Origin of the sequence: Thalassolituus sp. UBA6592, assembly GCF_002433655.1 — a bacterium.
Classification (GTDB): domain Bacteria; phylum Pseudomonadota; class Gammaproteobacteria; order Pseudomonadales; family Oceanobacteraceae; genus Venatoribacter.
The window spans coordinates 1-11,168 of record NZ_DJIO01000102.1; the positions used below are offsets into that span (position 1 = coordinate 1).

The window sequence follows — 11,168 nt, forward strand, 5'->3', positions numbered from 1 at the left end:
TGCCGGCCCGGGGGATAAGTTCCCCCAGGAGGCATATGGCTTATCGGCATTAAAAAGCCGTTTATAAAAAAATCCGTTTTAAACTGTGGGACGGCAGTGGCCATGATGGCAGCCCTTTTTTTTAATAAATCATCCTTATCCAATAATATCCTCCGACTGCAGTCGTTTTACACCCGCTTCCGTCATCATCTTCCAGGCATTTTGCAGCGAGCCGTTCAAATCAATGGCACGGCAGGCATCTTCGATCACGGCCGTTTTAAATCCGGCTTTGGCTGCGTCAACAGCGGTCCAGGCGACACAGAAGTCGGTTGCCAGCCCAACGATGTATACATTTTTAATACCGCGTTCACGTAAGTAGCCGACTAAGCCTGTTGGGGTTTTATGGTCTGCTTCGTAAAAAGCGGAGTAGCTGTCGATGTGCTGATGGAAGCCTTTGCGGATGATCATTTCAGCGTGAGGAATATCGAGCCCGGCTACCAGGCTGGCATCGTCGGTACCCTGTACGCAATGATCCGGCCACAGCACCTGAGTGCCATAACTCAGCTCGGTGGTCTCGAACGGCTTTTTGCCGTCGTACGTGGAGGCAAAAGACGCGTGTTCTTTGGTGTGCCAGTCCTGGGTCATTACCACATTAAGAAACTGTGTACTCAGCTGATTAATGACAGGTACGACTTCTGCACCGTTCTTCACCGGCAGGGTACCGCCATCAATGAAGCAATTCTGTACATCGACAACGATCAGTGCACTTTTTTCGTCCTTTGTTGCCATGGCGGCCAGCGCGTTAACGGTAGAGGAGGACAGCGCCAGACCGGCGGCCCCCTGCAGCAGGTAACGCAGAGACTGGCGGCGGGTAATACCTTTCATAACAAGCTCCTGATTCTGATAAATCAAACATCAGTGAGGGATGAGCAATGCATGTGCCAGCCGCTGTAACGGAAGCTTTGGCGCAAAAGATCCGGGCTTAAGCCGGTTGTTCCAATAAGCGTATAAATATCTCCCTGTGGGTATGGAGGAAGGTGGGCATCAGGTCTATTGTGCTGGTTATACCAACCCTCATTTTTACGACGGTAATACGCTATGAACAGCAGCTATCCTTCTTCTTATTACGCGGCGTCAGCAAACCGCAAAACAGCGCGCCCGGCTCTGGCAGAGTCGCTGGAAGCGGATGTCTGTGTGATCGGTGCCGGTTTTACCGGTCTGTCGTCGGCGCTGCATCTGGCTGAGCGTGGCTACTCTGTGGTGGTACTGGAAGGCAGCCGTATCGGTTTTGGTGCCTCCGGCCGTAACGGTGGCCAGATTGTGCACAGCTACAGCCGCGATATGGATTTTATTGAAAATCACTACGGCACAGATACCGCCAACGCAATGGGTTCCATGGCGTTTGAGGGCGGCAAAATTATCCGTCGTCTGGTGAAGCAGTACGATATTCAGTGTGACCTGAAAGACGGTGGTATTTTCGCATCCTGTAACCAGAAGCAGTTCCGTGGGCTGCAGCATCATAAAGCGCTGTGGGAAAAACACGGCAACGATCAGCTGGAACTGCTGGATGCCAAACAGGTGCAGGATTACATCGGCACCAGCCGCTACACAGGTGCACTGCTGGATAAATCCGGCGGTCATATTCACCCGCTGAACCTGACGCTGGGCGAAGCGGATGCGATTGAATCTCTGGGTGGCAAAATCTTTGAAGATTCTCCGGTGACCTTTGTTGAGCAGGGCGAAAACCCGCTGGTGAAAACCGCCAAAGGCCAGGTGCGCTGCAAGTACGTGATGATTGCCACCAACGCTTATGTGGAAGGCATTGGTAATATCTTCCCGCAGCTGACCAGCAAATCCATGCCGTGCGGTACTCAGGTGATTACCACTGAGCCACTCAGTGAAGCGCAACAGAAAGAACTGCTGCCACAGGATTACTGTGTGGAAGACAGCAATTACCTGCTCGATTATTACCGCTTAAGCGGTGAAGGCCGTCTGATTTACGGTGGCGGTGTGACCTACGGTGCCCGTGAGCCAGGTAAGATTGAAAGCCTGATCCGTCCGAAAATGCTGAAGACTTTCCCGCAGCTGAAAGATGTAAAAATCGATTACGCCTGGACCGGTAACTTCCTGCTGACGCTGATGCGTCTGCCGCAGTTCGGTCGTGTGGGTAACAATATTTTCTATGCTCAGGGCTACAGCGGTCATGGTGTGACCTCTACCCATCTGGCCGGCGAACTGGTGGCCAGTGCTATTCAGGGGCACGCCGAGCGCTTCGATGTGTTTGCTGGCCTGCCACAGTATCCGTTCCCGGGTGGCCGCATGCTGCGCGTGCCTTACACCGCCATCGGTGCTTTCTATTACGATCTGCGTGACAAGCTGGGTATCTGATTCCGGTCTGATTCCGGTTTGATCTCAGTAGTGCCACGCATTTCCCGGTTCCGTCTTGCGCATCAGTCGTCAGTTAACGGTCAGCTCCTGGCTGTTTAAGTTGTCGGCGGCTGGTGTGCTTTTTTCTTTTGATTGCAGTCCCGGCGCACGTTATCACAGCAGCGTATCGCGGATATGCAGAATCCTCTCTTTCAGCCAGATCAGCCCGGCGTCCATGGCAAACCGCGGATGCCAGCCCAATACCAGTTTTAATCTCAGATCGCTGTTCACCGGCTGGGCATACAGACCATGATCGCGGGCGTAGCGCTCGGCAATCCAGGTGGGTAATACACAGACCAGATCGGTGGCCTGCAGCACGATGGGGACCGACTGAAAGTCCGGTAACTGCAGCGGAATATGGCGCTCAATGCCGATGCTGTTAAGCCAGCGGTCGGTGAGTAACTGGCTGTGCCCCCATTCGGATGGATACACATAAGACTGTGCGGCCAGAAACTGCGCATCAATGTGTTCGGGCAGAGGATTGCGGCTTAACAGCGAAAACGCATCGCTGACCAGATCCTGAGTCTGCAGGCGCGCGGACAGCTGATCCGGCTCGGCAAAGCCGATCACCAGATCGTATTCGCCTTTTTCCATTTCTTCTTCATAACCCGAACTGGTCAGGCTCTTGATACTGAGGCGGATGCCCGGCGCATCGCGGGTAATTTCCTGCATCAGATGGGGCAGCATCACCATATCGAAATAGACCCCGGTAGCGAGGCGGAAGGTGCGCAGCGAGCTGGCCGGGTCGAACAGCGGGGTTTCCTGCAGGGCCTGCTCCACGGTAGCCAGCGCCTGACTGAACGCCGGGGTCAGCGCCAGCGCTCTGGGGGTGGGCATCATGCCTTCGGAGCCGGCGACGAACAGAGGATCGTTGAGCTGCTCACGGGCGCGGGCCAGAGCATGGGAGACCGTCGACTGGGACAGATGCAGCTGACGTGCGGCGGCGGAGACCGAGCGGCATTCCATCAGAGTATCCAGTATCCGCAGCAGGTTCATATCAAAGCGCTGGGATGACGGTCTGGCTGGTATGGCGCTGTTGTTGTTGTTACTGCTGTTGCTGCTGTCGGATTTTTCCATAGGTATCTGGTCACCGGAGGATGGCTATCGATATCAGCCATGGGCTTATGTTAATAATTCATTTTAACCATAGGTGCGGAGTCCCTAAAATGCCTTTCTTCTTCAGGAGAGTATTTATGGTTAAAAATTATCTGCTGCTGGCCTCCATCGGCGTGATCTGGGGCTCGCAGTTTGTCTTTCAGGAACGGGCGCTGGCCGACCTGCCTCCGATGCTGGTCAGTACAGGCCGGGCGGTGATGGCACTGGTGTTTGTGCTGTTGTTATGTCGCCTGCTGAAACTGAACGACAAGCCAAAATACTCGTGGAAAATCTATCATCTGGTGGGCTTTCTGGAAGCGTCGCTGCCGTTTATTTTTCTCGCCTGGGGGCAGCAGTATCTGAAGACCGCAGAGGTCGCCATTCTGATGGGGTCGACGCCGTTTTTCGCCATTATGCTCAGCCCGTTTATCGTCGCCGGGGCACGTATTCATCTGATGGGGCTGCTGTCGGTACTGGTGGGCTTCGCCGGCTTACTGGTTTTGTTTGCGCCACAGATAGAAGCCGGGCTGAATATCGGCCTGGCAGGGGCTGTGGCCATTCTGTCTGCGGCGGGCTGCTTCGCCGTGGCGGTGTTGATTCTGAAGCGTCTGAGTGATGAGCATCCGCTGATGCTGGCGCGCAATATTATGGGCGCTGCTGCACTGCAACTGGTGGTGATGTCGCTGATCTGGTTGCCGTTTAATGAGCGCCCGATGCATTTCAACGCAGTATCCATCGGCTGTATCGTATTTATTGGTATGACGGCGTCCGGGCTGGGTTACTTCCTGTTTGCCATGCTCACCCGCTCAGCCGGCCCGGTGTTCGCGTCATTGTCGAATTATCTGGTGCCTTTGGTGGGTGTTCTGGTCGCCACGGTATTTAATGGCGAAAACATTGCAGCCACTACCTGGGTGGCGCTGTTTACGATTATGGCGGCGATTGGCATTAATCAGATGACCACCATCCGTCAGCTGCTGAAGCGGCCGAAAAAAACCGCCGGAGCGGCATAATCGCAGTTTTATAATCCTGAAAAAATCGGCATCAGCAGAGCAAACAGCTCTGCCTGAGAGCTGATATTGCATTTGCTGTACAGCTGGCGGCGGAAGACTTTCACCGTCTCGCGGCTGATATCCAGATTCAGTGAAATCGACAGCGACGAATGACCCTGCAGAATATACATGGCTACTTCCGCCTGACGCGGACTGAGGCTGATCTTCTGCTGTTCCTGCAATGCTTCGCGCAGTCGTTCGGTGACCGGCGCCAGGGTGATATCGCCCTGACTGCCCGGTGAATAATCCTTCCAGTGCATCTGCAATAAACTGCTCAGCGTGTGTTCGTGGGCTTTGATGGCGGCAAAATCCTGCTTGCTGAATTGCAGGTCGCTGCTGCGGTCGCGGCCAAAGCAGGCGTTGATGGTGGTCTCCGCTGACAGCGGTGCGAACACGGTAATCTCATCCACCAGAGTGGTGCGCTGATAGTATTCCTGAAAGTAACTGGTTTGGCGGAACTGATCCGGTGCCAGATCGAACAGGCGGTGGGCGCCGCGCTGTAAACCCTGGCGGTGCGCGTGATAGTAAGGGTCGAGCAGATACGCGGCCTTCAGGTAATGGGAATCCATGGTCTGATACACCACCGGGTCGCGGCATTCACGGTAAAAAGACACCGGGTTATGGTCTTTGTGGTAGGCGATGATAATCAGGTTATCGAATGCCATCAGCTGGCGTACGCAATGGGCAAAGGCGTCGGCAAAATCTTTCTGTAACAGGGCGCGGATGCAGCTCGCCTGGGCTTTGTCGTAAGCACTTGCCTTGCTACTGACGGCCTTTTTTGACTGGCTGTTTTTTACCATCTCTCTAATACCACCCTCTGTTCCCCGTTCACCATCACCACCCCTATCACCACAACCAGCTGCGGCATACCACACCAGGGTTATATACCCCTCAGAATAACATTTTTACACTGTATTGCATGATTTGGGTGGTATTGATTGATGGGTCAGCGATGCAGCTCCTCAGACCTGCCCGCAGAACCCGGGCCACCGCTTACAGCGTTAGCGGTATTGGCTTAAGAGTGGAGAACAAGACGTGCAGAACATAGCTATCTCAGTGCAGCAGGTTGCGAAAGATTACGGCGACTTCCGTGCACTGAAGACGGTATCGCTGGATATCCGCGAAGGTGAATTTTTTACCCTGCTGGGACCGTCCGGTTGCGGCAAAACCACACTGCTGAAACTGCTGGGCGGCTTTGAGCAGACCACGGCTGGCAGTATTCATCTGTTTGGTGAAGAGATCGAAAAGCTGCCGGCTAACCGCCGCCCGATTAATACCGTATTCCAGCAGTACGCGCTGTTCCCGCACATGACGATTCACGAAAACGTGCAGTTCGGCATGAAAATGCTGGGCGTGGGTAAAGCGGAACGTGAGCAGCGCGCCACGGAAATGCTGGCCATGGTTCAGCTGGAAAAATTCGCGCACCGCCGCCCAGCGGAGTTATCTGGTGGCCAGCAGCAGCGGGTGGCACTGGCCCGTGCGCTGGCACCACGTCCGAGAGTGTTACTGTTGGATGAGCCGCTGTCAGCGCTGGATTTAAAACTGCGTCAGGCGATGCGCTCAGAACTGAAGCAGATTCAGCAGCAAACCGGCATTACCTTTGTGTTTGTTACCCATGATCAGGAAGAAGCCCTGACCATGTCTGACCGCATCGCTGTTATGTCGGCGGGTGTGCTGCAGCAGGTGGGCGCGCCGCGGGATATTTACGAAGAACCGGCTAACCGCTTTGTTGCTGATTTTATCGGCGAAACCAATCTGCTCGATGTGGATGTTAAGAACATTGCTGACGGCACCGCGCAAGTGGTGCTGCATGCTGATAACAGTCACGCCGATGCGATCACTCTGCATTGCCCGGCGGGCAGCGCGGATTCCACCTCAGCATTTGAAAACTGCAAAGCCTGGTTATCCATTCGCCCGGAACGTCTGGCGGTGAGTGCAGAAATATCAGCCGACAGCCTGCAGGGTGTGGTGCAGCAAATGATTTATATGGGCACAGATACTCAGTACGTGGTGCAGCTGCCGACCGGTCAGGAAGTTGTGGCGCGGATGCAGAACTTCGCCAGCGATGCTGCTGAAATCCGCCAGGGGCAGAGTGTTGCCCTGCAGTTCGACAGTCAGGCTGCACGCCTGCTGGCTGATTAAGCGGAGGTCTGTGATGTCTGCAACACACAAACCAACGCTGCTGGAAAACGACGGCGTACGGCGCAGCCTGCTGTTATCACCTGCGGTGATTATGATCGGCATTTTCCTGATTATGCCGTTGCTGATGGTTCTGGTGTTTTCCTTCCTGCAGCCGGGTACTTATGGCGGTGTGATCTGGGAATTCAGCACTGACGCTTATCGGCAGTTCTTTTTTGAAGAAGATTTCTTAACCGAAGAAATGGTGTTTACACCGGCGTATCTGGAAATTTTTGGTGCGTCATTTACCAATGCGGTGATCGCCGTGTTCTTCTGCTTTTTGGTCGGTTTTCCGACAGCCTATTTTATTGCCACGCGTCCGGCGCGCACTCAGGGGTTATGGCTATTCGCCATTACCATTCCGTATTGGGTGAACCTGCTGATCCGCACGGTTTCCATGTTGTTTATTATCCGTGATCAGGGGCCACTGAATGAATTTCTGCTGAACCTCGGGATCATCGATAAGCCGCTGAGCATTGCCTACACCCAATACGCTGTGGTGCTCGGTCTTTTTTATTCCTATCTGCCGTTTATGGTATTGCCACTGTATGCCGCTATTGAACGCTTTGATTTTTCTCTGCTGAACGCCGCCCATGATCTTTACGCCAGCCGCTGGAAAGCGCTGCGTTACGTGCTGTTTCCGTCGGTACGTAACGGCATTATTGCCGGTTGTCTGCTGGTGTTTATTCCATCGTTAGGCGCCTTTATCGCACCGGACGTACTGGGTGGCGGTAAGCAGCTGATGATCGGCAATATGATTGCGCTGCAGTTTCAGGGCTCGCGGAACTGGCCATTTGGCGCGGCGGCGGCGGTGATCCTGCTGACCTTTGTCCTATGCCTGTTGATGTTTTTCGCCTGGCGTGCCTCGAAAAGCAGTCAGAGCGCTCAACAAAAAGCACAACATAAAGCGCAGCAGAAAGTGCAACAGACAAATGAAGGAGGCAGCCACTGATGAACATGGATATTAAACATTATCCGGGGACCCGGGCGATCACCATATTCTGTCTGCTGGTGCTGTATTCACCCATGCTGGTGGTGGCTGTGTATTCCTTTAATTCACTGCGCTCGATCAGTAACTGGGGTGGCTTTACCTTCGATTGGTATATCAAAGCGTTTAACAACCCGGCGATTCAAAGTGCCGCGCTGAATTCGCTGAGCATCGCCTTTACCGCTTCTTTAATTGCCACCGCTATTGCCGTGTGTGCATCGCTGGCGTTATTGCGCGGTAAAAAATTCAAAGGGCAGGGGGCTTTCGCCGGTTTACTCAGTCTGCCACTGATGATCCCGGAAATTATTACCGCGGTGGCCAGTCTGGTGTTCTTTGTGGCGATCCATCTGACACTGGGGCTCGGCACCATTCTGCTGGCGCACATTGTGTTCTGTATTCCGTTTGCCTATTTGCCGATTTCTGCCCGTATGAAAGGCATCAGCGCGGATTACGATCAGGCGGCGATGGATTTATACGCCAGCCGCTGGGCCTGCTTCCACTATGTGACTTTACCCATGCTGATGCCGGGTATTGCCTCGGGCATGATGCTGGCCTTTATCGTATCGCTGGACGATTTTATCGTCGCCAATATGGTGGCCGGCCCGGGCGCCAGCACCTTACCGATGACCATTTACAGCATGGTGCGTATTGGCTTTACCCCAGAAATTAATGCGGTATCCACCCTGTTGTTACTGACGTCGACACTGTTCGTTGGTGGCTCATGGTTGCTGAACCGTGGTGATAAACAACAACGCTCTGAATAAAAAACACGATTAAAACCAAGATTAAAACCAACTTCTGCTTTTACATATAAATGGGAATATCCGGAGACTGCTATGAAAAAAACTCAAGGCTTTAAACGTTTAACTCAGGGGCTGAGCGCACTGGCGGGTGGCCTGCTGTTGTCCTCTGCGGTACAGGCTGAAGGCGAACTGCATCTGTATAACTGGTCCGACTATATGCCACAGGCGCTGCTGGACAAGTTTGCTGAACAGTACGATGTGAAAGTAACCCAGGACACCTACGACAGTAACGAAACCCTGCTGGCCAAACTGAAGTCCGGCGTTAAGGGTTATGACGTGGCAGTACCGGGTGACTATATGGTTGCCATCATGGTGAAAGAAGGGCTGCTGGAAAATATCCACGCCAATAAGCTGTCGAATTTCAGCAAAGTGAAAAAAGACCTGATCAACGTTTATTTCGATGAAGGTCGTGAATATTCCGTGCCTTACCAGTTCGGTACTACGGCGTTTATGGTGGATACGGCTGTATACGGTGGCGATATCAATACCCTGGATATTCTGTTTAATCCGCCGGCAGAGCTGAAAGGCAAAATTAACATGTTCCGCGATGTCAACGACGTGATTAATGCGGCGCTGCGTTACAAAGGTTATGAAACCTGTAATGCCAACCGTAAGGAACTGAAAGAGGTTAATGACATGCTGAAAACTGCCAGCGAAAACTGGCTCAGTATTCAGTCAGACGGTGCCCGCGAAATGCTGGTATCCGGCGATGCAGCAGTCTCTATGGTGTGGAACGGCATGGCACTGCGCGCCCGTCAGGAAAAAGCCAGCCTGCAATACGCTTACCCGAAAGAAGGTCTGACTGCCTGGGCAGATAACCTGGTGGTGTTAAAAGATGCGCCAAACCTGGAAAACGCCAAACTCTTCCTGAACTTTATGATGGAGCCGGAAAACGCTGCCACTCTGACCAACTTTGCCGGTTACACCGCAGGTGTGGAAGGTACCGATCCGTATCTGGATGAAAAATTCAAAGGTGCGCTGGAACTGAACCCACCGGCAGGTGCACCAGTGGCTGAATTTGTTCCGCCTTGTGACCCTGAAGTGGTGCGTCTTTATGACCGCATCTGGACCAACCTGCTGAAATAACACCGCATTCCCTTTACGGGAGAGGTATGTGGTTAAGACGGGTGGTAGTTAATACCGCCCGCAACCGAGGATTTTCATTTGAAATTAGCAATGTATCAGGGATCTGCCCTGCCAGCAGACAAGCAGGGTAATCTGTGCACTATCGAACGGGTAGTCGCGTCGGTTAAATCTCTGGATGTGGATATTGTGGTTTTTCCTGAGCTGTTTACCACCGGCTACAACCAGGGGGAACGGCTGAAAGATATGGCTGAGCCTGTGAACGGTAAAAGTGTGCAGGCCTTGCGCGATATTGCCATTAAATACGATACCGCACTGATTTGCGGCTTTGCCGAAGACGATAACGGCACTCTGTATAACAGTGCCATTGTGCTGGATAAAAACGGTGAGCAGCTGGCGTTGCATCGCAAAGTGTTTTTATTTGGTTATAAAGAGCGGCAGATGTTTAAACCCGGCGAAAGCTTCCCGGCGTTTACCTTTGAAGGGGTGCGTTGTGGTCTGTCGATCTGTTACGACATCGAATTTCCGGAAACCGGGCGGGCGCTGGCGGCCCACGATGTGCAGGTGATTTTTAATCCGACTGCCAATATGGAGCCTTATGATCAGGCGCCGTTGATTCTGGCACCGGCGCGCGCACTGGAGAACAATGCCGTTGTGGTGTACGCCAATTATTGTGGTGTGGATGACGATCTGGAGTACACAGGTTTAAGTGCGGTGATCGGTCCGGACGGCAAAGACATTGCCCGCGCCGGCCGTGGTGACTGCGTACTGATTGCCGATCTGATGCCTGCATTAACCGCGGCGCAGAAAAAGCCGCTGTCGACGCAGTTAACCGATCTCGGCCGCGTGCGTACGGATTTGCTTTAACAGCCACTGCACGCCACTGTCCTGTTGCTGTAATGGATGCAGGACCATGGTCATTTCCCAATCGGGTAATTCTGCCGGTGCGGCGACAATACGTACCGGCAGCCATTCACTGAACAGCTCTGCCATTTTGTGCGGCAGGGTTACCACCGCATCACGCTGACTGACCAGGCGCGCAGCAGCCAGATAATTAATCATCTGCGCGCTGTGCTGGCGGCGCAGCTTCTGGGCCGCTAACCAGCGGTCGACGGTGGTGGTGGTGCTGTCGGTCTGATCCAGCATTAATACATGGGGCAGTGACAGGTATTTTTTCAGCGTCAGGCGCTGCGGAATATCGGCCATATTTTCCCCGACCAGACACACGGGCTTTTCCTTCACCCACGGCAGGCGGATCAGATGCGCGGCGATACTGGCGCTGCCATCCAGCCCGACCACCATATCCACTGTGCCGTCTTCCAGATCCTGCAGCGACGCCTGTGGGCCAATCATCTGCAGATCAATACGAATGCCCGGTGCTTCCTGCGCCAGCTGCCACATTAAGCGTGGAAAGATCAGAGCTTCAAAATAATCCGTGACGGCCAGGGTAAAAGTGCGCGTACTGTTGGCCGCATCAAAGGCCTCCGGCGGTGTCAGAGTATGTTCCAGCCGTTTCAGGATTTCGCGCACTTCCGGCAGCATGACAGCAGCCCGCAGCCGTGGCTG

General features: G+C 53.6%; 11 protein-coding genes. 7 read left to right on the forward strand and 4 right to left on the reverse strand.

All coding sequences use genetic code 11. The features are described from left to right. Window positions 1-135: 135 nt before the first annotated feature. The gene (gene pncA / locus B2Z72_RS09560) at window positions 136-864 is read right to left on the reverse strand and encodes a bifunctional nicotinamidase/pyrazinamidase (protein WP_296982172.1); all 729 of its coding nucleotides are present in this window, start codon (window positions 862-864) and stop codon (window positions 136-138) included. Window positions 865-1,077: 213 nt separating this feature from the next. Between pncA and B2Z72_RS09565 the strand changes: the two genes are divergently transcribed. Next, window positions 1,078-2,367, forward strand: coding sequence for an NAD(P)/FAD-dependent oxidoreductase (locus tag B2Z72_RS09565; RefSeq protein WP_296982174.1), 1,290 nt, complete (start codon window positions 1,078-1,080; stop codon window positions 2,365-2,367). Window positions 2,368-2,520: 153 nt separating this feature from the next. Here the strand turns inward: B2Z72_RS09565 and B2Z72_RS09570 are convergent, their stop codons facing one another. Continuing rightward, window positions 2,521-3,483: a LysR family transcriptional regulator gene (locus B2Z72_RS09570; protein ID WP_296982176.1), complete on the reverse strand. Its 963-nt coding sequence runs from the start codon at window positions 3,481-3,483 to the stop codon at window positions 2,521-2,523. 116 nt (window positions 3,484-3,599) lie between these two features. On the opposite strand from B2Z72_RS09570, the gene B2Z72_RS09575 reads away from it, so the two are divergent. Beyond that, window positions 3,600-4,511 (forward strand): DMT family transporter, encoded by a 912-nt coding sequence (locus tag B2Z72_RS09575; RefSeq protein WP_296982178.1) that lies wholly within the window; start codon window positions 3,600-3,602, stop codon window positions 4,509-4,511. A gap of 8 nt (window positions 4,512-4,519) precedes the next feature. Here B2Z72_RS09575 and B2Z72_RS09580 read toward each other — a convergent pair whose 3' ends face one another. Beyond that, a complete protein-coding gene (locus B2Z72_RS09580) occupies window positions 4,520-5,350 on the reverse strand; it encodes a helix-turn-helix transcriptional regulator (protein ID WP_296982179.1) in 831 nt (276 codons plus the stop codon). Window positions 5,351-5,585: 235 nt separating this feature from the next. Between B2Z72_RS09580 and B2Z72_RS09585 the strand changes: the two genes are divergently transcribed. From B2Z72_RS09585 to B2Z72_RS09605, 5 genes are all read left to right on the forward strand, one after another. Then, window positions 5,586-6,692, forward strand: a complete 1,107-nt coding sequence (locus tag B2Z72_RS09585) for an ABC transporter ATP-binding protein (protein WP_297004675.1) — start codon at window positions 5,586-5,588, stop codon at window positions 6,690-6,692. Between the two features lie 13 nt (window positions 6,693-6,705). Next, complete coding sequence (locus B2Z72_RS09590) at window positions 6,706-7,680, forward strand: ABC transporter permease (RefSeq protein ID WP_296984401.1); 975 nt, start codon at window positions 6,706-6,708, stop codon at window positions 7,678-7,680. Beyond that, complete coding sequence (locus tag B2Z72_RS09595) at window positions 7,680-8,480, forward strand: ABC transporter permease (protein WP_296984400.1); 801 nt, start codon at window positions 7,680-7,682, stop codon at window positions 8,478-8,480. The genes B2Z72_RS09590 and B2Z72_RS09595 overlap by 1 nt, the downstream gene beginning before the upstream one ends. Window positions 8,481-8,552: 72 nt before the next feature. Beyond that, window positions 8,553-9,605, forward strand: coding sequence for an extracellular solute-binding protein (locus B2Z72_RS09600; RefSeq protein WP_296984399.1), 1,053 nt, complete (start codon window positions 8,553-8,555; stop codon window positions 9,603-9,605). A 78-nt stretch (window positions 9,606-9,683) separates the two neighbouring features. Further along, window positions 9,684-10,469: a carbon-nitrogen hydrolase family protein gene (locus B2Z72_RS09605; RefSeq protein WP_296984398.1), complete on the forward strand. Its 786-nt coding sequence runs from the start codon at window positions 9,684-9,686 to the stop codon at window positions 10,467-10,469. On the opposite strand, the gene B2Z72_RS09610 is transcribed toward B2Z72_RS09605, so the two are convergent. Beyond that, window positions 10,431-11,168: LysR substrate-binding domain-containing protein (locus tag B2Z72_RS09610; RefSeq protein ID WP_297004677.1), on the reverse strand; the 738-nt coding region annotated here is incomplete at its 5' end. The genes B2Z72_RS09605 and B2Z72_RS09610 overlap by 39 nt on opposite strands.

Bases quoted from the DNA above. Each gene is read 5' to 3' on its own strand.
- B2Z72_RS09570 (WP_296982176.1), bottom strand. From the start codon at position 3,483: ATGGAAAAATCCGACAGCAGCAACAGCAGTAACAACAACAACAGCGCC.
- B2Z72_RS09575 (WP_296982178.1), top strand. From the start codon at position 3,600: ATGGTTAAAAATTATCTGCTGCTGGCCTCCATCGGCGTGATCTGGGGC.
- pncA (WP_296982172.1), bottom strand. From the start codon at position 864: ATGAAAGGTATTACCCGCCGCCAGTCTCTGCGTTACCTGCTGCAGGGG.
- B2Z72_RS09565 (WP_296982174.1), top strand. From the start codon at position 1,078: ATGAACAGCAGCTATCCTTCTTCTTATTACGCGGCGTCAGCAAACCGC.
- B2Z72_RS09600 (WP_296984399.1), top strand. From the start codon at position 8,553: ATGAAAAAAACTCAAGGCTTTAAACGTTTAACTCAGGGGCTGAGCGCA.
- B2Z72_RS09595 (WP_296984400.1), top strand. From the start codon at position 7,680: ATGAACATGGATATTAAACATTATCCGGGGACCCGGGCGATCACCATA.
- B2Z72_RS09580 (WP_296982179.1), bottom strand. From the start codon at position 5,350: ATGGTAAAAAACAGCCAGTCAAAAAAGGCCGTCAGTAGCAAGGCAAGT.
- B2Z72_RS09590 (WP_296984401.1), top strand. From the start codon at position 6,706: ATGTCTGCAACACACAAACCAACGCTGCTGGAAAACGACGGCGTACGG.